Here is a 25,565-nt window from a genome sequence, read left to right as displayed (position 1 = left end):
GTTGATAGTTATATTATAAAATAAAATTGTTACTTAATATAAATGATTTTTATCATTATTACGTAACAAAAATATAAATGTTACTAAATTAAACATAAAAACCCCATCCATTTCGTAACAAATTAAATAAGAGGTGAAATGATATGTTTGATGTATATGACTTAGATAAAAAAATCAGATATGTATATGAAAAAATTGATTTTGTAGACAACGAAACTCTTGTACAACGAATAAATAACTATAGAGGAGGAGATACCTTTGTAGACGATTATTTTTATTGGAAGAATGTATACAATTATGACACACCTATGAACTCCAGAGGTTTAGAAACAGATATATGTGACAAGTACTACCTTATGACTGGGAAAATTCAAGAAATTAAAATTGATAATATTTCTTATGAATTTGCCAAATTAAAAACCGAAGCAGATATTGTTAACTTTGCTCAAAAGTGTGGAATGTTAGGTATAAAATTTGATGATGAAGGATTACAATCTGTTGGTAGCAGTTATTTTGAACCTTTCGAAATATGGAAAAAAACCATACAGAACTTTGTACGAGTATTAAAATTATATAAAGCATTAGCCATCGGAGAAAAAGCTGCCGAAAAAATTGAAGATAACCTACTAACCCTTGAAGCTAGTACCCATTTTGAAGATCGTCATTATGTTCAATGGTATGATGGACAACCTACTGGGTTCTCTTTCGAAAATAGAGAATTAGATACTCTTTCTTTCATAGATATTGGTCGAAAAGTATTAATACAATCAGTCGAGAACTATATTAATCCAGGCATTGAAATCAGGGCTGCTGAAGTTATAGATACCGAGAAAAGTCAGATGGGATTTTATATTACGGAAAGAAGGGAAACAAAATACTTAATTACCGCAATATACTACGACTTGTGGCAACAAATGAATGCCAATGTATCTATTCGCATTTGTGAAAATCCAAAATGTCAATTGCCATTTATGAAGGTTAAGCGTCAAAAATATTGCTGTGACGCCTGCAAACAAGAAGCTTACAGATTAAGAAAAGAAAAAAGGGAAATGTAGGATGAAAGGTTCTCTCGAAAAACACGGCACTAACTGGCGTATGCGTGTAACTGTTGGCTACAACGAAAAAGGGAATCCTATTAGACGTTCGAGAATGGCTGCCGCAAATAATAAACGTGAAGCAGAAAAAGAACTCGCTTTGTTTATTGCTGAAATAAAAGCGGGTGAGTATATAAAACCACAAAAAGTGTTGTTTAAAGACTTTGTTGAGGAATGGAAAAAGAAATATGCTATCGATAACCTATCTCCTCAAACATATGATACGTATTGCAGTCATTTAAAGCTACGTATCTTACCTTCTCTTGGGAATATGAAATTAGAAGATATAAAGGCCCATGCACTTAATCACTCTTGCAGATCAACTTAAAAACGATACTCGTAAGGATGGTAAAGAAGGTACTTTATCCCCTGCTACTATTAACTATGTGATACGTGTCATAAAAAACACTCTTAAACGTGCTCATGAGTGGCAATTGATAAGAAAAAACCCTGCTAAAAAACTTACAAAACTAAAAGATGAATATCAAATAAAAGAACCTTATGACTTAGAAGAAACAAGGCAAATTATGAGCCTTTTAGAACAAGAAGAAACAATGTATCAAATTCTATTTCAATTAGCTATTATGGCAGGTTTTAGACGTGGTGAATTATTAGGCTTGGAATGGAAAGATATTAACCTTGAGGATGGTACTGTAACAGTTCGACAAGCTGTATCATATGCAAATAGTCAATACTATATAAAAGAGCCAAAAACGAGAACTTCAAAACGTACAATCTCTATACCTGCATCTCTCATTGAAAAACTAAAAAGTTATAAAAATACTTGTAATGAAAAACGTTTATCCTGTGGTGATCTATGGGAAGCGGCAGAATATTTCTTTGTATTTTCTTCTTGTCACGGTAAAATTTTATATCCAAGTCATATTACAAAGAAGTGGAATAAGTTCACTAAGAAACACGAACTAAGACATGTTAACTTTCATGGTTTACTTCATACATCTCCTACCCTTCTATTAGAAGCAGGAGAAAATATGAAAGTTATTTCCATCCGTTTGGGCCATTCCAGAATTAATACCACGATTGATATTTATATCCACTCGCTACAATCGGCAGATAAGGGAGCTTCAAAACAAGCTAGAACTATTAATTAACTCTATAGAGAAAATAAATTAAACAACTAAATTGCTGCTACCTGATTGTTAAAATCATTTCAAAAAATACTCTACTATAAAAATGTCCCTGCAATCTTTTAATTCCCAAAGTAGACTACAGGGACAACTTTAGTTGTAACTGTTATTATTAAATTGCAAAGTATAATTTACGAAAGGGAGAAAGCACATGACTTTAATTGCAGCATATTCATATGAGCCTAACAGAACAGTATTTGTTAACGATTTTCGTACGACTAACCAGTCAAGATCTCTACAAGCAGATAATGCCTTTAAACTTAAGCATTTAGACAGTTCCGTAGAGTTATTTTTAGCTGGCAATGTTAATGGATGGAATCTAATTTTTGAAAGAGAAGAAGCTCGTTTAAATGAAATAGAACATGAAAACTTCATTGAAGAATTCCTTAATATTTTGCGTGACTATGCCCTATCTTCCACACCGATTCTTGATAATGGAAAAAAACTTAGTGCTTTAGGTTTTATGATTGACGAGGCCAGTAATTCAAATAAAGCTTTTCATATCGATTACATTCAGGGCGGCGGAGCTATTATAAATGAATTAGAAAATCATAAAGTATATTTAATTGGAAGCGGCGCTGACATCGAAGGACTTAAAGAACATGTAAATAATATTTTATTAAACTATACTTCAAATCCCAAAACGCCCTCACACCTAAAGGACGCCTACTTAGTTGCAAACCTTTTCGCAGAGTCCATATCAAATTATATTACAAATTTGAATGATCCTTTAATATATGAAAGAAAAGGGATTTCTAATGTTTTTGCATTTAGTTTTTTAGAGAAAAGTTATTTCGAAATGTGCTCTTATTCCGAAACAAAATTTGAAAGCGGCAGTAAAATACGCAAACAGTTTGTTTTTGAAAAGAATGGTGATGATATTCCTGTATTAAAAGACAAAACTAATAATATAACTTCTACACTTTCTTCCATAAATAAGATTGTTACAGAAAAAACAACGATTATAGATCCATTTAACAGAGAGGATTCTTAGTACATTTTCAGGTTAAGTACACCCCCGTAGCATTGATATAACTAATCTCAACTGATTTTTATTTTTGGGAAGAAATGGGGCATAGCGCCGTAATTTTGTATTAAACTCAAACATTTTAAATCCTACATAGATTTGATAAAACACTGATACAACAATGTTTATCATTTATCATCTGTTGCAATTCTAAAAGATTATTAACTTTGACAGGGTGGCGGTCGGCTAAGGCTAGTAGTTATACGTCTCTCGTCTCGTTTTCAATAACGAAATTGGAGGCGTTTTTTATGACATCTAGTAATGAAGAAACAGTTTCAAAACGTAAAGGGAAACGTGTGAAGAAAGAGTTAAGAACATTTACGACACAAACGATTGACGATTTATTCGAGACGTTCTATCACGCTAAAGTTGCTGAAGGTCGAGCTGAACGTACTTTGCATCAATATAAGGAAAACTTTCGATACTTTACGCATTTTCTCGACTCCAAAGGTCTCAGCAGAAATATAGATACAATTACAACGGATGTGATCCAGAATTACGTAGTATTTATGAAAAACGAGAAGATACAGTTTGAAGATCATAATTATAAGCTTGACGACTGTAAAACGGTTGGCCTCTCCCCTTCTACTATTAATACACGCTTAAAAACATTACGGGTAATGTTCCGTTTCCTTGTTGATGAGGAATTGATTGAAAGTAATCCAATGAAGCAAGTAAAAGATGTAAACGAACCGCAAGAGGCGATTGCCTTATAGTCGATGAATTACAACGATTACTAGATGCACCAAATAAACGAAGCTACAGTGATTTTCGAGATTACGTTATTATGAATCTTCTATTAGATACATTTTTGCGCATCAACGAGGCACTATCACTTACAGTTAACAATATTGATTTCTCAGCTAAAGTGATTACAGATTACAGTTCGGGCAACAGTCGCTAAGAGTCGTAAAGCGCCCATTGTCCCGATTAAAAATACGACTGCGAACTTGCTGAAAGATTTAATAAAAGAGAATGAAGAGTTTGAAACGGATTATGTCTTTGTGACGAACTACGGTGAACCGATGAATCAGAATCACTTTCGTAAACGACTGAAGAAGTACGCTGAGGCAGCAGATATTACGAAGAACGTGCATTCCCACTTATTCCGACACACAGGTGCTACGATGTTTTTAGAAGCAGATGAAGATATACGTCATTTACAGATGTTACTTGGTCACGCTGACCTGCGTATGGTTATGCGATAAACACATTTATCGCAACAGGCATTAATTAATCAACATAATATGTTTTCGCCGTTGAATGCTGTAATTGGAAAGTTGAATAAGGAAAAAAAAATATTACGTTAAGCGTCATCTTTTGATGGCGTTTTTTTCTATATCTCAAGATTTAAGAAGAGCATTTCAGACTAATCGACTGTTACGTATCAAAGATAACAGAAGAAGCTAATCACATTGGATTAGCCTCGTTTTTAAACCCTTCAATTTTCAATTCTTCCAGAATTCAATACCAGCCCAGTACATTGGATTCCCATACTCTTCCCGCACCTTCCTTTGAGCAACTATTAATGCTTCATCAACCCCTAGACTATTATGTTTAATCTGCTCTATCATATCATTAACAATATATATAGTAGATTTAGTTGGAACATCCCATTGACATGAAATAATATTTCCATTAAAACTTTCAAACATAGTTGCCAATGTACCAGTCGAATTTTCAACACTTCTACTATATGGAGATCCACCTCCACAACTAATAAGAACAAAATTTTTCACGTTGTGTAATTTTTCTATAATGTCATCTACCCGAATTAACTTCTTTTGACCTTCAATCTCATTGAACAAATTCGCTCTTTGCTCACTTTCATTCAAGATATAGATACTATCAGTTAATGTGATACCTAATATTACTTATATCCAAGAGACGACAAATGTAAAATGAAATTAACACTTTTAATTTCCGGAATAATCAATATAACGAAAGGGATAAGTTCTTATCATTCAGATTAAGGAGCAATTAATATGAGGGATGGAAGTTATTGGATATTTTATCTGATGAATACTAAAATCCATCAGATAAAAAGGGAATTCTTGTAGGCTATTGATGTGAAAAGTAACTTTCATAATCTCAAAATCTATCAAGATCCCCCTAATACTCATTGTCGAATTTTATGAAGGTCACATACAATCACATTAACTCAACTTCTAAAGGTTCATACAAACCAATCTTATAACCATTTTTTTAATAACCTAAATAAAAAGGGAAATCATATCTGTAAAAATACACTGATACGGTTTCCCTTTCTTCTATTAAGAATAAAATTGATATTTTATTATAAAGAATTTCGTTTGCTAACAAAAAATCACATCAATGTAAAATTGGGGTGATTTCAAGTGCATAATATAAACTTAATTTTCACTTTTAATTATGTCATATATTTTATTTATAATTTTTGACGATTTTTCATTCGCTTCACCATAAACCAGCTCTTTGTCTATGAATGTATAATTATATCCATGCTCATATACATTTCCCTTAATCTTGAAATCTTCTTTATAATAAGGTTTTTTGAAGGTTCCAATTGCGACTAAGATGATTTCTCCAACCTCTTCCTTAATCAATAAATTTCTTACACTCTCAAAGGAGGCACCGTACGTAAAGTAATCATCAAGAACACAAATTTTCTTCCCTTTTAGTTTACCTTTATATTTTGGATTCAAATGCAAAGTCTCGAAATGCCTTTTACAGCCTTCTTCTATCCTATCTTTTGAAGACATAGATGTTGATTTTTTTCCAGGTTTATAACGTACAAATAATTCTTGACTTCTCCTGTTGTTAAGCAAATATCTTGTTCTTTTTACAATATCATATATATTATTTTCAGTTGATCCAGTAGATGATGGTACACTCATCCAATAATCAACATCTTTAAACTCTTCCATTCCGATAATCATAGTTAAATAGTGAAAGTAAACCGCATATCGATAAGTTTCATATCCATATTTTAAAGTTCTTTTATAATTCTCAATCATCTCTGCTTCATTTTTGACAGCGTAATACTTATTAGCATTAGATACTGCAATTAACCTTGTTTTTTCATCTACTTCAAAATCATAAAAAAGCTCTGTATCAAGATTTAAAATATCGATACATTGAATTATTTGATTAAAGTTTTTAAGTTTAAATCCATATTTTTGGATTTTCTCATCAACATTTTCCACCCAACCAGGATTTATCAACAATATTTTATTATTTGCGGCTATACGAATATCTTCTTCCACTGCACCAACCAACATAATGTCTTTATTACTTGGGAGAACTTTTCCCGATAATTTTCCACGAGATCCATATTTTATTTTGTCCGGGTTAGGAAGAGTATCATCAATTATATCTTTATACTTTTGTTTACTTCGTGACACCAGTACAACTTGAATTTCCTTTCCTTCAATCGATTCCATTAATTCAAAGATTTCTTCTCTAATTTCATCATCTTCATCAAAAAAGGCATTTCTTGAAATCAACAGATAAAACATTAACTTCCCCCTCCAATATTTAAGTCAATTGCTTGAAATCTTTTTATGTAGTCAATTACGTCATCATCTAATAAAGTTGAATCGTAGTATATTTTTTTATTAAATTCGAAGCCTTGCCGAACAGTGTTTAATGTACCGCTTTTTATAGATGCTTCAATCACAAAAATTTCATTACATATTTTGGCAACTATTGAGTTTCTTTCCAAAAAGTTAGATTTATAAGTATTTTCAAACGGACCTGTAATTGAAATTGCTAAACTATCATTATTAATAATTTCTTCAAATAACCCTTTGTTTTCGGAAGGATAAATTTTTTCAAATGATGTTGGTAATACTGCTATGGTTCTTCCATTATTAATCAACGTTTCTTTATGTACTACAGTATCTATACCTTTTGCTAACCCACTAACGGTTATCCAACCTTTACTAATATAATTTTTAACGTATTGCGCCGTTCTAACTTTAGCTTTATTTGTTGCTTTTCTTGTTCCAATAATAGATACCTTATTTATCTTCTTATTTAGAAGTTCCAAGTTCCCGTAACAGTAGATAAATAATGGTTCATTTTCTTCAACGAATAAATGCTTAGGATAGCCTTCAATAAAGCTACAATAAATCTTAATGCCTTTTCTTTTGTATTCTTTCATCTTCTCGGTAAACTCATCGGAAAACTTAACTAAAGAATTGAAATCTTGCGAAATTTCTTTCTCCTTTTTTGTATAAATATTAAAATATTTGTTATGAAAAGGATGATTTTTATTAAATATAACTTCTAAAATAGCCTCTTCATTTTGATAAATTATTTTTAATGTCTTATCAGTAAAACCAAATTGTTTTAATAATAAAAGAATACTACGGACATTATCTTTTGCCAAAAAATCCTCACCTCCCCAATAATTTATTCTATTTCAGACTGAAAGAACGCTAATTAATTCTTATCCCTCTATTATAGTAGAATATAAATAAGATTGGTATATTATTGACTTGATTCCTAGTTAAATCAATTGAATTAATCAATCATTTTCCATAACTTTAAAATACGCGAATTTGAAATTACACATTCCAAAACTAATGCTATAAGTATATACCATAAGTATAACCTTCTTTTAATAAAAAATTAAAAATGTTATATAAAACTCCCTCTAGAATTCCACACTTCGTTTTCTTTATCTCTTTATACAATCAATTTCTTATTACAATCTTCCCAAAAAGTTATATAATAGAAAGTAAGGATAGTTTTACTAATTTCAACCTATTAATATTCTTTAAAAACTATTTACATAAGGAACAAACTTGCAAGACTATTTAAAGTCCTAAAACAAAGCTTTTCCAACCACTTAAAATACATTTAGTAAAAAAACAACCAATGTTATATAATTCGTTCAAAATCAGAAATAATACCTTGCAAGTATTCAGTTATGTCAAATACTGATGAAGATATTGATATATTCTTGAATCTAAAACTTTAATAACTGTTTTAAACGATAATAAAATATTTAGCCAAGTATTTTTTATAAATAGATAAAGGGGGGTTAATATGACAATTCTTATTGGTTACAAGTTTCCAAATGGAGTTACTATTACAGCTGATACAAAATCTAGTGATATTGATAAAGATGGGAATGTGTTAGGTTCTTCTCATGCTAAAAAGAAAATAAAATCTATTAGACCTAATATAATAATTGCTACAGCAGGACTTGGGGATTTAGGTAGTGCCACAGTAGATCTAATACATAGCCTTATTAATCATAAGGACTATGTTTCAGTAGAAGATGCTGTCATATATACACAGCGATGTTTTCAATTTACATTTCAAACATTTAAAGATATAAATCCAGAGGTTAATTACAACCTTATGTATACTATACTGGGTGGATATGATCCGGACAAAAAAACTTCATTTCTCTATGAATTGAAAAGCACAAATAATTTCGAATTCAACGGCGAAAATCGGGATTCTTCAATAATTGGTGATGGACAAACTGAGGTAGCTTCCTATATTTCTTCCAGATTAAGAACATACTCACCTGAAAATTTTTATAAACTCTTTGCAGAAGCCATTAGAAGTATTGATAATGTAAGTGTTTCTAAAGAAACTCAAACCATATTCTCTTTTTATGAAAACAATTCACCATACATTTCAGAAAAAAATTTAGATAAGAATGGGCACATAATATAAAATGTATATAAAAAAATTTTTTATAAGCTATATTCACTAGGAGAATTTAGCTTATCGTTCGTTGCCTAAAGATATTTAAATAAAAATTTTGAAGACTTCTTACATTCAAAAGGCATTTTGGTACCTTCGTGAATTTTTTCCGAAGGGCCTTTTTTTACATAAACTAAAATAGGAGTTCAACGGAGTTTGGGCCAATTGGTATCTGCATTAAAAACAACACTCTCCCCGTTATTACTGGTGATTTTAGCTTTTTTTCTAAATTGGGAGGCGATACTCCCCGAGATTTTTCCCAAAAAAATTTTTTCACTCAAACTTTGTCTCCAAAACTCTTCTCAACTTTGCTTCCTCAATAACACAAACAGCTTCTCTAACAACTTCATTGTGATTGCTTCAACTGCCGCTCCATTAGATTTAGTTGCTGATTATCATCTGCCTTCTACAACGATTAGTGCTGCATTGAGATCGGCTTTATTAATCTCTCACACAAACTTATAAATGCAGTTTAATATGCTGTTGTATCTGCTTTATATTCTGTTTATATCTTCTATGAACCTGCTAATACCTTCTAATAGAGATGCATGTACATAATGTTATATATTACGCATCTCATTCGTATATAATGCTGCACCCTATAGATATACATACAGCACCTCATATAAGCACCTATCCGTATATATAAGATAGTGCTTATCTCACCTCATTAAGTATTACTTTCATTTTGTGGATATAGGTTATTACGAATAACACTAAATGGTACTGGCTCTAACTGTTGCGATATTAGTACTTTGTTTACTTCTTTGTGTAAATCTGATTTACTTCCTGCCTTTTCTTTTAAGTAATGAGTAGCTATACGAGCAATCAATAATCTATACTGACTTTCACGAAGTATACTTCTAAATTTTTTTACTGATTCAATTTCTTTCATTTATATGCTTCCACCTTTCATCAAATAGCGCATAAAATAAAAAAAGAAGTCTCGCGAATGCCGATCCTTTTAATCAATAATCTATTTGTTGTTTCGAATAATTTAAGCAACAATCAATTTAGCAATAGCTTGTGGATTGCAGACTGCTCCATCCATGTAACTATCCAGCACGAAAGTAGTTGTTCCTGCCAAAGCGTTTTCAGTATCAACTGTTGACTGTAATCTTGCAGCTTGTTTAATCATTATTGCATAAGCATGATAAAAGTTTGCGAAAATTATTGGTGTTGATTCAGGTAAAACATCAGTAATATAAATTGCTTTACCAAATAATGTTTTGTAGGTTTTCCCTTTACTAATCCATTTTGTACATAAGAATGACCTAACGCATCTTTTAATTTAGCAATTTAGTTATATGTTTTACGTGCCATAATAAACGCTGCATTTCCATCTGTATTTGTATGTAAATCTGAGACTGCAACACGAAGTTCCATTTTCATTGTTTATTACTTCCTTTCAAGTTCCTAACACTGCTTTTAAAAACAGTGAATTGTAAAAATAAAATAGACGATACGGAAGTATCGCCTAAGTTCTATAACCAAAATTACTAAATAAAACATTCAAAATGATGCTTTCAAATGTTTTATCTAATAATCTTTTATTTAATTTTTAGGAAGCGCAATCCAATAAACTTTTAAAATTCGATTTAATGAACTATAAAAGCTTATTGGATCTCTAATTGAACTACTTGCATATGTAACAATGATTAATCCTAACTTACATTAAAAAGGAGATTAATATGGAAAATGAAAATTAAAGAGTTGAAGAAGTAAGATGTATTACTTATACGACTCTCTATTTATAATATAAACAAGTGGCGATTTTTAGACAGTTTTCCTCACATTTATGAAACTTTTTCTCTCTCTATAATATATATACGTTCCAACTCATTTTTGTACGTATGATTAAAATTTTTTCATTTATTTTCCAAAAGCAATCTTAGTTGTTCTGCTCAATGATGTCAAACCTTACTTGCTTTTAATTAATTCTAGTTGCTCCATTATCAATTTTAAAACCTGATTCCACCAAAAGTTATTTTATAGCTGGCCATTTCATTTGCCTACCATGAAGGGTTTCATTATTTTATGTTTCTAATAAGAAGCAATATAACCATTTTTTGTAGTTATCTATTCAAGTTTAGGGTTTTTAACATGTAATCGTCTCTTATAATTAAATCATATACTGCATCCTTCCCACCTGATTCTTTCAACACTTGTTCAAGTGCTTCATTAAAAGAAGTACCATGAGTAAGCATAAATTGCCTAACTTTATCTAGGAATTCCTCATAAGCATAATGTATATTACCTTTTAGTTCTCTTAATGTGCATTTTGCCACGAGAGGATGATGTGGATTAGATGTGGTAAACCCTTCGACAATTTTGTAATTTCCTTTTGTACTCCTGCTAGCCCCCTCTATACTACCCTTTACTTCATTCCATGGTGGCAATTGACCAAACATTTTCCGATAACTTTCTATTAGAATTCCCTCGACTAATTTTACATCTTTTTTAAATTGTTCATGATTGAAATCCGATAATTCCACTTTTTCCCCTTCAAAAATTCCTTCGATGTTTTTACGTATTACTGGTTGGCAAACAGAAGGCATTGTCAAAATAGAATATCCTAGTTTTTTATTTGTATTAAAATATTCAGTGATTTTTTTGTATTTGCAACTAGATGGACGGGAGGAAATTATACCGTTGTGTTGTTTAAACCTTTCAGCTAAATTAACTGCAAGTCCAATATACAGTAACTCTCTTGTCTCATAATTCCAAAAGGTATAAATCCCAGAAGAAGCCCATCCCCATTCAAGAGTTTTTGGGTTACATAAATCATCCAAAGCTCCAACTATATCTGATACACCATCTTTGGTATAAGCATCTTGAATGATTGTACCGAACCTAGCTCCAAATATGTAACTGTATGCCGGATCGTTATTCAACCTTGATTTGTTAATAATTTCTTTAAAGTCCATAATTTAATACCAATCCTTTTTGTTTTTTATTATTCATAGTTACACGATAGAATATCCCCAGAAATAGGACTAATTCCCTTAAGATTCATAGTAATATATCCCCAAGGGAAAATAAACCATATTATATTAACAGAATGGGATTTTAGAGTAAGCTATGTAAAGAGAAAAATTCTGGAGGAACTTTAAAGATTAATGATTATGTTTCTCTTATTGAAGAAGATTCTTCGAAGGGCAAAAAATTTTATATTGTAGTACAAAATCGAAGCGTAACCGATAATAAATATAAGCCTATTTATTTATTGACGCAGCATATTAAGATTTACGAAGACTTTGGAATCGTAAATAGAAGGTTAGCTGACTATCCTCCTGCAGACTTTGGTTCTCTACTAAGTACATATATGATTATCTAAAGACATATGAAAAATACGATAAATTACAAGGAGCATTATACACTCTATCCTTTCACTAATTACAAAATTGCACAGCAACATAGACTACTATTCAAAATAGATTAAAGAAATTTTAGAAAAACATAATAGCAAAAGAAAGAAAATGCTATCAATTAAAAAAAACTTCATAAAACAAAAGAATATTGATACAAAAACACAATGCCTTTCTTTCAAGAAGAATAAAAAGAACAAGCATCGGTCTCGGTCTTTTTATTCTTCTTCATTGAAAGAATTGATAAATCTTTTTCCTTTCTGCTTGTTCATCATTCATTATTCTATTAAGAACCATAGACACCTTTCCCCTTATTATATGTTTTAGTACTTACACTATAATAGTAACTAGCCCTCTATATCTTAGAAGAAAAATACGCCTATACCATGCTGAATAGATTTTCAATAAACTTCACTTCTACAATACCTATAAAATTAAATAAGAGAATTTAAATATATACAAAATTAATATAGAATAAAGATATTCTGTATTTTAGTTTAGGGGGGAAAAATATGCCATTAGAACAAATGCTAGCAGATTCAGCAACCAGGGCAATAGCTACTGAATCTACGAAATATTTATTTGAAATATTAAAATCTAAAATAAACAATGTTTTTGAAAGAAAAAAAATAAAATTTGAACATTACGATGAGTTGGCAGAAAAATTCAATAGGTACCTAGAGAGTAGTGTTAATGAATACAGCACTATTCCAACTATTGCTTTAAAGCATCACAAAGTATTTTTAGAACAGGTGTATCAACCATTAAAAATAGTATCATTAAAATTTGATACTCACGCCAAGTCTAACAATACTGTGTTACTAGACACGTATAATGAAGACTTTTTTAACAATCATACTAAAATACTTATTACTGATAGTGCTGGTATGGGTAAGTCAACATTCTTAAAGTTTCTATTCTTATCTTCAATTAAACAACAAATTCAAATCCCTGTTTTCATTGAATTAAGAAGACTAAATTCAAAACATGGAATATTAGATGAGATATATAAAAAGATAAATTTCATATCTTCTGATTTTACAAAAGAACATATCATAGAACTGATAAAAGATGGGGATTTTCTCTTTTTCTTAGATGGATATGATGAAATCTCTGGAAATGATAGAGACAAAGTATCTTCAGACTTAAAACAATTTATTTCTTATGGCGGTCAAAATCGTTTCATTATCTCATCTAGACCGCATCATGGCCTTCATTTCCCTGAATTTGAGAAATTTGAAATTGTACGTTTACAAAAAAATGAAGCCTTTGAATTAATATATAAATACGATAAAGTTTCAGGATACAATATACACGGAAATCTTGTAAGAACTATTAATGATGCAAAAGGTTATTTTAATGAATTCTTAGCCAATCCTTTATATGTTTCCTTGTTATACCTTACATATAGAAATAAACATGAACTCCCTCTAACTCAAGCCTCTTTCTATCGTCAGGTATACGACGCCCTTTACTCTGACCATGACTTAACTAAAGAAGATGGTTATAAAAGACAAATATTGAGTGGGCTATCTAAAGATGAATTAGATGGATTTTTACAACATTTTGCGTTTCAATGTATAGAAAATCGTATTAACGACTTTGAAAAAGACTATCTTTTAAGCCTAATTAAAGACGTACTGAAAAATAGTATACTTGAAAGAAAAATTGAACCTTCCGAAGTTCTATCAGATATAATACAAAATGTTCCTTTATTAATTAAAGAAGGTTCCAGCTATAAATGGATTCACAAATCCTTTATGGAGTATTTCGCTGCTAAATATATATCAATTGACAGTGATAAAGTACAATTTCTAGAGAGTCTTTGGGAAAATCAGCTTACTTATTTAGATGATTTCTCTAATTTACTAACTATTTACGCCGATATTGATAAAAAAACATTTAATGATATTTTTGTTAGAAGGTTATTAGAAGATTTTATAAGACATGTAGAAGGGGAAGAACATACTGGGAATGTAAAGCTATTAAAACAAATGAACTTCCAAAGGGAACTGCTTCTCGTAAAAGATAGAGATCGCACTGAAGCAGAGAAAGTTTTCAATCTCTTCCCACACATTGAGAAAAGCTTTACAAAAAGGTATGGTATATGGCTTGCCAACAAAGAAACTGATTATGAATTGAGTAGTATGTTTTATCCTATGCTTGATGAAGATACAGATTTGTCACTCGAAATACTGGCAGTACAGGGTGATATAAAATCTTTTTACAATCTAGAATCTTTATTAAATATTCTTTTGGCAAAAAGATATCCTTTTGTGCAGGTGGGCCCTGGGCACATTCTACCTGAAAATGATATAAAAGAAAACTTTTATAATATCAACTACGAATTCGAAGAAGGTAGTTGGAATACATTGCACGTAGCCCACAATATACAAGCGGCAAGTACTGAAGCAGAGATTTATGTTTTATTCATAGCAAGGGCTTACATACACCTCTTAATCCTTAATTATGATGAAGCAAAGAAATATCTAGATAAACTAAATGCAAACAGCAAAAAAAGTATTTTAAGTTTTATGAAAAGGACAGAGAAGAACTAAATTATTATATTTGAAAACATCTTTCTGACTAACCGAATTATATTCCATAGTCTATATAATGAATCCTTTCTCTTTCACGGTTTCCTTTTTTAAATTCTCATATCCTTTATTTTTAACCTATACATAAAAGTTAGCAATTCATATCTAAATTAAAATATCAATAATCAGAAAGTGTGTAGAGAATTTATTTCTGCATACTTTCTTCAACTTAAATCCCTATCATACATGTTTGACTATATTACTATTACTTTCTTAGTAAATCTTCATCAATTCCGCCTACAAACACTTCAAATTCTTCTTCCGTAGCTGCTGTTAAAAGTTTTTCTATTCTTTTAACCATCACTTTATTTCCTCCATATTATTTTTCCGAATTAAGATACACTATATTTTCAATCAAAACATTATATTTCTCATTCCTTATATTATAATTAATAAATTTATATAATTATATTTTAAACTTATTGTAGAAACACACTAAAAATTTCCCTTTTTAAAAAAGCTGCTAACATCACAAAAGAAGGAAGCATTTGCTTTAAATCATGAACGAAATAGAATTATTCGTAACAATATTGTCATCACAATGCATCTAAAAATAAAAAGGATAGACGTTTCTACCCTTTTTATAAAATCTTCTATCTTAATTAAAGTTCTATAAAGTAAAACTCTTATAGAACTCTGAATCTAGTTCCTTAACCAACCTTAACGTATCACCATAAGTAAATAATTGTAAATGTCTACAAGCACGTGTTATAGAAACATACAGCAAACGTCTTTCAATTTCCCAATAATTCTCTTCTTTATCCTCGTCTGGTATTCTAGTGGGTTCAATTAAATCAATAATATATACAAAATCAAACTCTAGACCTTTTGCTGAGTGGAAGGTACAAAGTTTTACTCCAGGGGTATGTGGATTTCCCTTCTCTCTAATATCTTCTGATGGAATCCCGGCATCGTTTAATGCACGTTGCATTCTAAATTTTGCTGAGTTTTTTGAAGATCCCTCACGATATAAAATACCAATTGTACAATTTGGTGCTTGTTCAATAATTTGTTTTACTGATTTTATAACTTCTCTATCTTGCGATTCAGCATTTTTACAATTCATTAAATACGGGATAGGCCCTTCCCTCTCCGGTAAATTTGGAATTACATATTCCTCATCATGAATAATCATATCATTTTGTTGAAGACTTGCTGCTAGCTGAATAATTTGTTTTGTCGAACGATAGGATTCCTTTAAGATTTTCGTACGATTACCCGTGACATTCAAACCAATTTCTTTCCATGTAAAAGATGTTTTATAGATTTTTTGCCCTTTGTCAGCAGCAACAATAAATGATTTTCTAGCAATCTGCTTTAATGCTTGCAGTTGAACCTGTTGTAGATCTTGAGCCTCGTCAATAAAAATGTGATCATATTTAATGGAATCTGGAAATATAGCTGGATTCTTCATGAGAACAACAGCTAAATCATCAAAATCAAGTAAATAGTTTTTCTTCTTATTATATTGATCAAAGACTTGATAAATTATCTCACGATCATTCATAGTAACACGTGTATTGGTACCGCGCCCTCTTCGATCTGCTTTCAAATAATCACTTAAAGTAGTGATGTTTTTTCCTTTAATCCATTGTATTTCATCCTTTAGGAAATCGAAATAATCGTCATTTTTTACAAAGCGGTGGTCAAGACTTGCTAAGCCTTTTATAGCCTCTTTTAAAAATTCTTCCTGTTTATACTTTTGTGTAATAATAGGTTTCTTTTTCATGACCTTACAATATGCACCAAACGCCCATGAATGGAATGTTTTCACTTCTAAGTTAGGAAGGTTGTACTTCTCAATTAAAAATTTAGTTGCATTAGAAAGCGATCCTGCATAAGTGAATATTACAACCTTCTCATTCGGATATTTCAGTGCTGTTTGCTTCGCTTTTTTTAATAAAACAAGCGTCTTTCCACTACCAGCAATACCTCTAATCAAAATTTCATTCCCTGTGTAATCAACTATATCCTGTTGTTGCTTAGTTAATGTTATTTCAGTACTCTCGAGTTTATTTTCCATACACATACAAAGGGGAGTTTCTCCCCTTCTCCTACACCTCACTTATCATATTACGGCCAATCATCGTCATCATCATTTTCTTCTTCATCTAAATATTCAAATGCACTTTTAAAGGAGTCTTCTACTAAAACCATATTCAATGCATCATTTGTTAGTTCTTCTATCAAAACTTCTGAATCACTATCGTTTTCAAATGTTCTCCAGTTAGTAGCTATTTGCCTCCAAATATTATTCATCCTGTTCCCTCCTAACCAATGAGATGTCGTCCTTCACTACAAATATCTACATGGGGGCAGTAACGACAATTCTCTCCTGGTTTAGCATGGAATACATTCTCATTCATTACATCTTCCTTCAAATCAATTAGCAAGGAAGGCTTATTCTTAACAGTTTCTTCTATCCATTCATTTCTTTTAGCATTTGTAAGACCTGGAAGCTGAAAATTCTTCCTTGCTTTACTGATACTAATATTTCCACTAACTTTCTCTAGCTCTTCATCTTGCCTCGCAATTTTAATAAACGTTTCGGCCATTACTTCTTTTTTATAGTTCGTCCAGTGAGGGAATAATTCGCTTACCGTTTTAATAACCTTTTCATCCGTTAAAGTGGTACTACGCTTGACCAATCGAATTAATTCCGTAAACATAAATTGATGGATAAATTCATCATTAAATACAGGTGAATGACCTAGGATATAACTAAAGTAAAATCTCCTTTTACATTGGTTATATTCTATTAGAAAATCTGGAAATGTTAGTTCTGTTAAATCCTCATCATTTATATCTACCGCTATGTCTTTAAAATCAACTGGATTAGGACGTGTTTTCACTACAAGGTGATTTGCCTTCTCCTTATAATCTATTACTTTTAATCCTAGTTGATGGACATACACAGCAGGTTGCAGATCTTCCTTATCTAAAAAGTTTTGCATCCAAGACAGTTCCGTATTTTTATCTAATAAGAATTCCAAAGCAATAAATAGTAAATACCTTGAGATCTGCTTGATAGATTGGTTTCTCAATGTATGTAATTCAAGTACTTCATGACGAATGGAGAGTTTTTCAAACGTAACCTCCTGTAATGGCCATGGTGTACTGAATTCATCAAGAGGTAGACCTTTTTCATCTAGCCCTGTTAGATAAAAGGTATTAATATTTGGTTTAAAAGCTTCCCCATCAACCTCAATAAACGGTTTTATAAAGGCTTCATCTGTGTTTGATAATTTCCCACTCAAATAGACATTGATGGCTTCCCCAACATCATCATATAGAAAGAAATTATCATCCTGAATTTTCTTTAATTTTTCATTCAATGAATGAATAATATCCGTTTCATCTTGAAGTAATTTAGAATGCTGCATTGGATTATGTTTATCTAATATCGCTAACAATTTATTAAAATGCTCACTTATAGAAGCTTCTTTTGCTTCTATATCAAACAATTCTTCCGCAATGAAAACGAGTTGCTTCACAAAATAGTGAACTTCTTCAACTTGCTTCTTGCTTAGTGAAAAATGAGCAAATTTAGAAAAGGGACTACGCACACTCGTTACAACCCTATCATCATCTGGTCCCTCAAAGGCTGGTAATATTTCTTTGTAATGCTTCATTAAGTCAGAAAACCTTGGCAACCAATCCCCATGAATTGTACGGCAATTACCGAAGAACGGTAACAGTTGCTTTAGCAAGTATGTGTAATCTCTAGCGTTTTTCTTCGTGATAGGATTATATAACCAACCTGATGAAAACGCTGAAATTAAAATATCTTCATTTAAAATCAATGTATTATCATCAATCATCTGATGAATCTTACTAATGAATTGACCAATCGGATATTGTAAAAAGTTTCTGTTTTCCGCAAATTTATTAGGATAATATTGAACAAGAATCTCATTCAACATATCAGCATTGGTTGCAATAATTTGTACTTTATCCTTGTTTTTATCCTCATCATCCTCTGTCTCACCAATCGGATAATTAGGAACAATTACATCATTTAAAAAATCAAAAAAGGAATTATAACGAATAACTTCTTTTTTAAGAGTTCCCCCTGGTGCATTCTCTCCTTCAAATGCACCCAAAAATTCAGTACCGAGAGACTCATCCTTGTTTTCTCGATTACTTTCAATTTGCCAATTATCAGTCCACTGATATTCTTTAGAAATAAAGCCCTTTATAAAATCAAAAGTTGCTGGAAAGCGATGATCATAAAAATTAAAAAATGTAATAGAAAAGCCTGCCTTCCTGAGAGCTTGTAGAAAAATCTGCTGCTCAGGTGTAATGAAGTAAAATCCATGTAAGACAAGCTGATTCATCCCTATATCTAGGACAGGTCTTTGAGTTTCCTCTAAAAGCTTGTTGATTTTCTCTTTGATTTCTTCTATTGCCCATCCCTTACGAAGCTTATTTCGGATATTTTTATAGGTAGTATCTTTTTCCTCTACTTCAAACCAAATTTGTTGAAAGAGCTTTTCCTTTTCTGTTAGCTTATTACTTTCTAGATTTATTGTAGTTAAATCAATGGGCTTCACGCCGGTATACGTTAGAAATCGAATCGTTTCAAGAAGGTCAGGACGATTATTTTTAAATGCATTTTTTAATTCTGTATTATCCGTACTGAGCTCATTGATAACCCGAGAAAGCTTTAAATATTGTTTTAGTTGCTCTTCGGGTAAATTCCATCTTGTTAATAATTCATCAATAATCTCACGAATTGTAAACACATAACAAAACTCTCGTTCTTCTTTGTTTTGATAAGCCTCTACAATACCGTCCTTCATATTTTTGGTAGCACATATATGAATAGCATTTTTTATCTTGTTATATTTTGAATGATTTCTCCAACGCTTGGGATCATCATATGTATATACATCAACGTTCATGATTCACCTCATTAAAAGCTCGTCCTAGTAAATTACCCCATGTATTTTCACTTATTTTTTCAGGTATCATTAAAATTAGTCTCTTTTTCGCACGTGTCATTGCTACATACAATAATCGTGTTTCTTCTCTTTCTACTTCAAAACTTTCATAATTTTGAAGTGTAGCAAAATGGTTGTTTTTAATATCCTTAGCCTTCCAACCAACAATCCGTTTATCGTCACCCATCTCTTTTTCATCTTGTATGTAAAAAGAGGCTTGTTTATTACTAAATGAGTGGTTCAGTTTAGGCATAATAACAGTATGGTACTCTAGGCCTTTCGAACGATGAACAGTCGTAATTTCTACAACTCCTAATTTCGTTTCAATCATTGGTTCATTTTCATTACGATTTACGCGAATTTGTAATGTTAACCATTCATGAATGTTCCAAAGCGTACCACTCATGGAATCAAACTGCTTTTGAATGATGTTCATTAAATGATATAAATTTTTCTCATACTGTTTTACAGCTATCTCAATCTCTAGTTTTTTTATAGACTCATCTATGTCTGGGTCATCTCCATACTTCACATCATAATAGGAAGAAATATTTTGTAATAATCCCTTTTCAGAAATAATCTTCTGAATAACAGCCATAACAGGTAATCTTTTTAACTCATCAAGATACTGCGTAAAATCATTTCCCATATGTAATTGTAAAAACTTTATAATTTTCTCACTATCACCTTTTAAGGGAACAAGTAGTTTAGTTGGAATTGCATACCTAAAATAAGGTGATTGTAGAAAATTAACGACATGCTTTGCCTCACCTGGATACAACAGGGCATCTAACATCATTTTAAAATGTATGACTGCATCTGATTTATAAAACGTACCATCTAAGTTTTGTACAGTCCCTATTCCTGCTTTTTCACACCACTCTCGTACTTCAAGAGCTTGTTTATTCGTACGTACAACAAGGGCAATTCTTTTATTTTCATCATCTGATAACTGCTTAGCTATATCCACCGATTCTAAAATTTGACGAACTGTTTCTTCTTCTACATTATCTTTATTTGTATTAGGATAAAGGAACTCCCCTATTGTTGGTTCAGTAATCTTCATCCCCTTTAAACGATCATCCTCCGTATAAGGAAGCAGACACTCTTTACCTTTTGGACCCCAGCACTTCTGGCCCCAAACAGAAAATACCTTATCTAGCTTTTCTAATAAACTGCTAGTTGTTCGATAGTTTTGATTTAAAGCAACAGGCGTAAATGATGAATTCACCCTCTCTGCTAATCTTGTAAAGGACGTGTAATCAGCACCACGGAAACGATAAATCGATTGCTTAATATCCCCAACTACAAAAAGATGATATTTTAACTGATTTTGTAGACTTGCCACTAGTTCAATTTGTGTATTATCACTATCTTGAAATTCATCGACAAATAGATATTTATCATTTTGAAGCTGTTTGAGTGTATCACCCTGTGTAAATAACTTTAGTTTTCGAACCATATCCCCTGTATCAATCGCATTTTCTTTCTTCTTTTGTGCTTCTAATAAACCTTCACATTGCTTGAATACATATTGAAAAAGATTCTTAAGAACCTGATGCTCTTCTTTTACTACCGTACCCCAATCCATTGACTCAATTTCTTGTCTAGTTAAACCCTTCTTCTCCATTTCATCCCAGAAACTCTTCATCATTTTTGTAACTTCATAAAACTTTAAATTTAAATCGACTAAAGCTTTCGCAGAATGTTTTTGGAAAAACTCGTTAGCAAGCTTTTCAAGAATGTCACTTTTCGTTTTAATAAAACTTCTTACCTTTAAGTTTCTACCAAACCCAATTTCATGTGCTAATTGAGTTAAAATAGATTTAGAAAACGAATGAATTGTGCTAATTTGTATATTTTTTACTTCTTCAGCAAAGTAAAGATATTTTGTTTTCCCTGTCAATTTAAACATGCTTAATAATTTCTTTTGCAAACGCTCCTTCATTTCATTAGTAGACGCATTTGTAAAAGTAACCATTATGATGTCTTTCAGTGTAATGCCAACCTTTTCTAACAGATAAAAAATACGATCAATCATAACGTATGTTTTTCCTGTTCCCGCACCTGCTGTAATCATTAAATTATCCGTATGCGGCGTATGAACTGCTATATACTGACCCAAATTAAACTCTGGGAACGCCGGAGACAATATATTTTTTAAGAAGGATGCCTCTACCTCTCCGTCTTGGATAATTCTTGTATCCACTGAAAGGAGTGTCTCTTTTGTTTGAAAAACTTGAAGTTGAAATTCATCACAAAAATCCTTTTGCAATGCAAGCCAACTCGTAGAAATAGAAAACGTACTAAAGATATAGATTTTTAGGCCTTCCTTTAATAATTTGTCGATTTCCTCTTTTTCTTTGTGAAATTGCTCCTCACTAGTAAAAACATATAAATTAGAGAACCGTTTTTGTTTTTCGCTTTTTATTTCATCTGTTTTTTCCCTTGCCAAATTTCTAATATAAAATTGTTTTTTTAATGCATCCCATTGAGAATCCTGTAAATTCAATCTTGCTTTATATATATTCATACGCTCAAGTTTTTGAATCCAAGTCCCTTGTTCAAAGTCATCTTTAAACAATATAAAAGGAGTATTTAACAATTGGTTAAAACCACGCTCTATCCATTGTTCACTCGTAATATAAGGCAAGGCTACTACCGCTCGCTTAGAAAATGCTCGATTCAGACTGTCCTTTTTTTCAATATCATCACACAACATATTTAATTGTTGCTCCGCTTGGTTAAAAGGCTCACCTTTAGATGCATAATAATCTTTGGTAAAGTGCCATATATGACCTTGTATTCCCTGAATTTGTTTTATATTTATTCCTTTTACTTCAATTACAGTTACACCAATGTCACGATCAACTAATAAGATATCTATTTCTCTTTTACTAGCATGATTTTCCTTGAACATTGGAAAATGTAAAAAACCAAAACTTTCACGTTCAATGAATGCTGATTTTACTTTTTTCCAAACGTAACGCTCCGCATCAATGCCTGGCCGATATTCAACCATTCCTTCAATAAACAATTTGTACAAACCCCCAAATAAAAAACATTAGTATTATTATACTAAACCTTCAATCTAAAATAGATAATTTTTTACAAATTAATACATACTTTGGTATTTTATATGGTAATTAACTCCCATAATTAGAATCTGAATTATAATTTTTCTTCAGCTCAATTAAGGCTTAATCCATTTATTTTCTATTAAACAGTTATATTCCCTTTGTAAATATAATATCTTAAGATATTAATTATAAAATATAGTTACCATTTTACATTGTACCAATAAATAATACATAAGTTGTATATTTATTTTTTAAATTATACAATTAAAGTGAAATTATTTAATTTTAAAACCTTTAAACCTTTTTCTAAGTATTTCAAAGCCATTTTATTTAAGCAAGATTTAACATTAATGTTTTCCACTTTGAATCTAAGGCATTGGTATCTAAAAATAGGAGGTATATGCATGGAAGGATTAACTATTAAAACTATCCCTTTCACAAAAGAAGAAATTGATAAAATTAAAACGGATTATAATGCTTTTAATGACTACCCTATTATTTATATCCTACATAAGGAGAAGGAAGCTTATATTGGTGAAACAGTAAATGCTTTTAATAGATTACACAACCATAGACTAAATAGGAATAATACTTCTAATGCTAAAAACAGACATGATTTTAAGCACGTAACAATGATTAAACATGAAAAATTTAATCAATCTGCTACATATAATTTGGAAACAAAGTTAATTAATTATTTCTTAGGTGATGAACGTTACACGTTAAGAAATGTGAGTCAAACTGTATCTTCATTTGTGCATAACTACTATGAAAAAAGCTTTTATAATGATGAAGTTTTTGAAGCAATCTGGAAAACCTTGAAAGATACTGAACTAATTGTTAATAAGGATCTATTTTTAATTGAGAATAATGATATTTTCAAACTATCTCCGTTTAAACAACTTACATCTGAACAGTTTGAATTATACCAAGATGTTGTATATGAATTAGAAGAGCAATTCTATAAAATGAATACTCAAAACAAAACAGAACATAAAGTGATTTTTATTGAAGGTAGTGCTGGGGTTGGTAAAAGTGTCGTTTTAAGTTCTCTTTATTATAAAACGTTAGAGATGTCTAAAGACAAAAACTCACATTTATATAATACTTCCAGTTATATTTTGATTAACCATAATGAAGCGTTAAAAACGTTCCATAGCATAGCTTCTAACGTGAAAATTATGCAGAAGAATAAAATATTAAAACCTACTTCTTTTATTAATCAAATGCCGTTAGATAAAGAGATTACACAAGCTGATATTGTATTTGTTGATGAAGCCCATCTACTACTCTCAAGTTCAGATTCTTATAATTCATATTACGGTCATAACCATCTAGAAGATATTATTAAAAGAGCTAAGGTGACTATTATTATATTTGATTCTAAGCAAGTAACCCGAAATAAGGCATATTGGGATGCTAAAACTTTAAACGCTGTCCTATCAAAATATAAGCCTAAAAGATATGAACTTTCTACTCAAATGCGAATGCATGCTGGTGATGAATTAGTTTCATGGTTAGATAATTTAGTTCAAAAGAAAATTACACCTATGCCAAATGTCCCTAAGACTTATGATTTTGACATCTTTGAACATGCTTCTGATATGCACAAAAAAATACAACAACAAAATACGAAATGGGGACTTTCTAGGGTTGTTTCTACATTTGATTTTGAACATAAAAAAGATGGTGGAGAGTATCATGTTACAACTGGTGGATTGGATCTACCATGGAACCTTACCGATTCTTCTACAACATGGGCACAACGAGAGAAAACTTCCCCACATGGAAGTTCAGTTGATGAGGTAGGTTCAATTTATACAGTACAAGGATTTGACTTAAACTATGTGGGTGTAATATTAGGCCCATCTATCTCGTATGATGAAAAAAATAATAAACTAGTAATATTAAGTGATAGATATAAAGACACCGAAGCATTTAAAGGATTAGGAAATCAACCTAATGCTGCAAAAATAAAAGAAGAAATCATTTTAAATGCACTAAATATCTTGCTAAAACGAGGTATAAAAGGTCTTTATTTATATGCACATGATGAAAAACTAAGAGCTAAGTTACTAGAAATTAAAAAATCTACTCTTTAATACAAATAACTTAATACAAAGATACTCATTAGTACTTAATATTTAGTCAAAATATATTATTAATAACCCTGCCTGCTTCTACTGTACTTGTTATCCTACAAGTTATTTATTAGCTAGAATTTATATACTAAGTCAAAAAGAATGTAGGTTTTTAATCTACATTCTTTTTATTGCTTTATATACTTTGAAAAGCGTTGTCTTCATACTTCTAAACTTGGACTAATTATTTTAATGAATTTTTTATAAATCTCTTTATAGATATTAACTTTATTCCAATGTAAGGTCCTTTTCTATAGGACATCATATATCTTATACAAATTACATCTGATTACATTAAAAAGCTTATAGGAAGATATAAAAAACGGACTGTTAGGTCCTACCCTTACAATCCATCTATAACCTGAACTAAAAGTACACAAGTATTCTTCGGCTCAATATACCCAATTCAGTATACTATTTAATGTAGATTATGCAAAATAGAATAATTTATTATAAAAAAG

Annotated in this window: 21 protein-coding genes; 11 read left to right on the top strand and 10 right to left on the bottom strand. The window is 30.9% G+C overall.

Annotated features, from left to right (window positions below; genetic code table 11):
- Window positions 1-143: 143 nt before the first annotated feature.
- From QCI44_RS28920 to QCI44_RS28890, 7 genes are all read left to right on the top strand, one after another.
- Window positions 144-1,055 carry a hypothetical protein gene (locus QCI44_RS28920; RefSeq protein WP_353811591.1) on the top strand — a complete coding sequence of 304 codons (912 nt, stop codon included), beginning with the start codon at window positions 144-146 and terminating at the stop codon, window positions 1,053-1,055.
- Window position 1,056: 1 nt separating this feature from the next.
- Window positions 1,057-1,422, top strand: coding sequence for a tyrosine-type recombinase/integrase (locus QCI44_RS28915; RefSeq protein ID WP_353811590.1), 366 nt, complete (start codon window positions 1,057-1,059; stop codon window positions 1,420-1,422).
- The gene (locus QCI44_RS28910; RefSeq protein ID WP_353811589.1) at window positions 1,391-2,206 is read left to right on the top strand and encodes a site-specific integrase; all 816 of its coding nucleotides are present in this window, start codon (window positions 1,391-1,393) and stop codon (window positions 2,204-2,206) included. Before QCI44_RS28915 ends, QCI44_RS28910 begins: the two co-directional genes overlap by 32 nt.
- A 187-nt stretch (window positions 2,207-2,393) precedes the next feature.
- Complete coding sequence (locus tag QCI44_RS28905) at window positions 2,394-3,236, top strand: hypothetical protein (RefSeq protein ID WP_353811588.1); 843 nt, start codon at window positions 2,394-2,396, stop codon at window positions 3,234-3,236.
- A 281-nt stretch (window positions 3,237-3,517) separates the two neighbouring features.
- Complete coding sequence (locus QCI44_RS28900) at window positions 3,518-3,985, top strand: tyrosine-type recombinase/integrase (protein ID WP_353811587.1); 468 nt, start codon at window positions 3,518-3,520, stop codon at window positions 3,983-3,985.
- Window positions 3,982-4,173: a site-specific integrase gene (locus QCI44_RS28895; RefSeq protein WP_353811656.1), complete on the top strand. Its 192-nt coding sequence runs from the start codon at window positions 3,982-3,984 to the stop codon at window positions 4,171-4,173. Before QCI44_RS28900 ends, QCI44_RS28895 begins: the two co-directional genes overlap by 4 nt.
- A complete protein-coding gene (locus QCI44_RS28890) occupies window positions 4,148-4,477 on the top strand; it encodes a tyrosine-type recombinase/integrase (protein WP_353811655.1) in 330 nt (109 codons plus the stop codon). The genes QCI44_RS28895 and QCI44_RS28890 overlap by 26 nt, the downstream gene beginning before the upstream one ends.
- A gap of 240 nt (window positions 4,478-4,717) precedes the next feature.
- Here the strand turns inward: QCI44_RS28890 and QCI44_RS28885 are convergent, their stop codons facing one another.
- From QCI44_RS28885 to QCI44_RS28875, 3 genes are all read right to left on the bottom strand, one after another.
- A complete protein-coding gene (locus QCI44_RS28885; protein WP_353811586.1) occupies window positions 4,718-5,104 on the bottom strand; it encodes a CHAT domain-containing protein in 387 nt (128 codons plus the stop codon).
- A gap of 537 nt (window positions 5,105-5,641) precedes the next feature.
- The gene (locus QCI44_RS28880) at window positions 5,642-6,766 is read right to left on the bottom strand and encodes a hypothetical protein (RefSeq protein ID WP_071758273.1); all 1,125 of its coding nucleotides are present in this window, start codon (window positions 6,764-6,766) and stop codon (window positions 5,642-5,644) included.
- Window positions 6,766-7,641: a DNA-processing protein DprA gene (locus QCI44_RS28875; RefSeq protein ID WP_071758274.1), complete on the bottom strand. Its 876-nt coding sequence runs from the start codon at window positions 7,639-7,641 to the stop codon at window positions 6,766-6,768. The genes QCI44_RS28880 and QCI44_RS28875 overlap by 1 nt, the downstream gene beginning before the upstream one ends.
- Before the next feature lie 662 nt (window positions 7,642-8,303).
- Here QCI44_RS28875 and QCI44_RS28870 point away from each other — a divergent pair.
- Both QCI44_RS28870 and QCI44_RS28865 read left to right on the top strand, forming a co-directional pair.
- A complete protein-coding gene (locus QCI44_RS28870) occupies window positions 8,304-8,945 on the top strand; it encodes an Ntn hydrolase family protein (protein ID WP_088083666.1) in 642 nt (213 codons plus the stop codon).
- 186 nt (window positions 8,946-9,131) lie between these two features.
- Window positions 9,132-9,440 carry a hypothetical protein gene (locus tag QCI44_RS28865; RefSeq protein ID WP_353811585.1) on the top strand — a complete coding sequence of 103 codons (309 nt, stop codon included), beginning with the start codon at window positions 9,132-9,134 and terminating at the stop codon, window positions 9,438-9,440.
- A 205-nt stretch (window positions 9,441-9,645) separates the two neighbouring features.
- Here QCI44_RS28865 and QCI44_RS28860 read toward each other — a convergent pair whose 3' ends face one another.
- From QCI44_RS28860 to QCI44_RS28850, 3 genes are all read right to left on the bottom strand, one after another.
- Window positions 9,646-9,870: a hypothetical protein gene (locus tag QCI44_RS28860; protein ID WP_353811584.1), complete on the bottom strand. Its 225-nt coding sequence runs from the start codon at window positions 9,868-9,870 to the stop codon at window positions 9,646-9,648.
- Between the two features lie 102 nt (window positions 9,871-9,972).
- Window positions 9,973-10,179: a phage major capsid protein gene (locus QCI44_RS28855; RefSeq protein ID WP_353811654.1), complete on the bottom strand. Its 207-nt coding sequence runs from the start codon at window positions 10,177-10,179 to the stop codon at window positions 9,973-9,975.
- Between the two features lie 871 nt (window positions 10,180-11,050).
- The gene (locus tag QCI44_RS28850) at window positions 11,051-11,902 is read right to left on the bottom strand and encodes a GIY-YIG nuclease family protein (RefSeq protein WP_353811583.1); all 852 of its coding nucleotides are present in this window, start codon (window positions 11,900-11,902) and stop codon (window positions 11,051-11,053) included.
- Between the two features lie 953 nt (window positions 11,903-12,855).
- Here QCI44_RS28850 and QCI44_RS28845 point away from each other — a divergent pair.
- On the top strand, window positions 12,856-14,901 hold the full coding sequence (locus QCI44_RS28845; protein ID WP_353811582.1) for an NACHT domain-containing protein: 2,046 nt from the start codon (window positions 12,856-12,858) through the stop codon (window positions 14,899-14,901).
- Window positions 14,902-15,550: 649 nt separating this feature from the next.
- Here QCI44_RS28845 and QCI44_RS28840 read toward each other — a convergent pair.
- From QCI44_RS28840 to QCI44_RS28825, 4 genes are read right to left on the bottom strand one after another with little or no spacing between them, the layout of a single operon-like run.
- Window positions 15,551-16,969 (bottom strand): UvrD-helicase domain-containing protein, encoded by a 1,419-nt coding sequence (locus QCI44_RS28840; protein ID WP_353811581.1) that lies wholly within the window; start codon window positions 16,967-16,969, stop codon window positions 15,551-15,553.
- A 44-nt stretch (window positions 16,970-17,013) separates the two neighbouring features.
- On the bottom strand, window positions 17,014-17,199 hold the full coding sequence (locus QCI44_RS28835) for a hypothetical protein (RefSeq protein WP_098625978.1): 186 nt from the start codon (window positions 17,197-17,199) through the stop codon (window positions 17,014-17,016).
- Between the two features lie 11 nt (window positions 17,200-17,210).
- Entirely contained in the window at window positions 17,211-19,844 is a 2,634-nt protein-coding gene (locus QCI44_RS28830; RefSeq protein ID WP_353811580.1) for a hypothetical protein, read from the bottom strand.
- Window positions 19,834-22,920: a UvrD-helicase domain-containing protein gene (locus QCI44_RS28825; RefSeq protein ID WP_353811579.1), complete on the bottom strand. Its 3,087-nt coding sequence runs from the start codon at window positions 22,918-22,920 to the stop codon at window positions 19,834-19,836. The genes QCI44_RS28830 and QCI44_RS28825 overlap by 11 nt, the downstream gene beginning before the upstream one ends.
- 447 nt (window positions 22,921-23,367) lie before the next feature.
- Here QCI44_RS28825 and QCI44_RS28820 point away from each other — a divergent pair, with 447 nt between their 5' ends.
- Window positions 23,368-25,065 carry a DUF2075 domain-containing protein gene (locus QCI44_RS28820; protein ID WP_353811578.1) on the top strand — a complete coding sequence of 566 codons (1,698 nt, stop codon included), beginning with the start codon at window positions 23,368-23,370 and terminating at the stop codon, window positions 25,063-25,065.
- Window positions 25,066-25,565: the final 500 nt, after the last annotated feature.

The organism is Bacillus cereus group sp. RP37, from assembly GCF_040459695.1.
Lineage (GTDB): Bacteria > Bacillota > Bacilli > Bacillales > Bacillaceae_G > Bacillus_A.
The sequence above is the reverse complement of the archived record's forward strand: the minus strand, read 5'-3'. Positions and strand labels throughout refer to the sequence as shown.

Bases quoted from the DNA above. Each gene is read 5' to 3' on its own strand.
- QCI44_RS28900 (WP_353811587.1), top strand. From the start codon at position 3,518: ATGACATCTAGTAATGAAGAAACAGTTTCAAAACGTAAAGGGAAACGT.
- QCI44_RS28820 (WP_353811578.1), top strand. From the start codon at position 23,368: ATGGAAGGATTAACTATTAAAACTATCCCTTTCACAAAAGAAGAAATT.
- QCI44_RS28920 (WP_353811591.1), top strand. From the start codon at position 144: ATGTTTGATGTATATGACTTAGATAAAAAAATCAGATATGTATATGAA.
- QCI44_RS28860 (WP_353811584.1), bottom strand. From the start codon at position 9,870: ATGAAAGAAATTGAATCAGTAAAAAAATTTAGAAGTATACTTCGTGAA.
- QCI44_RS28850 (WP_353811583.1), bottom strand. From the start codon at position 11,902: ATGGACTTTAAAGAAATTATTAACAAATCAAGGTTGAATAACGATCCG.
- QCI44_RS28915 (WP_353811590.1), top strand. From the start codon at position 1,057: ATGAAAGGTTCTCTCGAAAAACACGGCACTAACTGGCGTATGCGTGTA.
- QCI44_RS28835 (WP_098625978.1), bottom strand. From the start codon at position 17,199: ATGAATAATATTTGGAGGCAAATAGCTACTAACTGGAGAACATTTGAA.
- QCI44_RS28840 (WP_353811581.1), bottom strand. From the start codon at position 16,969: ATGTGTATGGAAAATAAACTCGAGAGTACTGAAATAACATTAACTAAG.
- QCI44_RS28845 (WP_353811582.1), top strand. From the start codon at position 12,856: ATGCCATTAGAACAAATGCTAGCAGATTCAGCAACCAGGGCAATAGCT.
- QCI44_RS28870 (WP_088083666.1), top strand. From the start codon at position 8,304: ATGACAATTCTTATTGGTTACAAGTTTCCAAATGGAGTTACTATTACA.
- QCI44_RS28905 (WP_353811588.1), top strand. From the start codon at position 2,394: ATGACTTTAATTGCAGCATATTCATATGAGCCTAACAGAACAGTATTT.
- QCI44_RS28830 (WP_353811580.1), bottom strand. From the start codon at position 19,844: ATGAACGTTGATGTATATACATATGATGATCCCAAGCGTTGGAGAAAT.
- QCI44_RS28880 (WP_071758273.1), bottom strand. From the start codon at position 6,766: ATGTTTTATCTGTTGATTTCAAGAAATGCCTTTTTTGATGAAGATGAT.
- QCI44_RS28910 (WP_353811589.1), top strand. From the start codon at position 1,391: ATGCACTTAATCACTCTTGCAGATCAACTTAAAAACGATACTCGTAAG.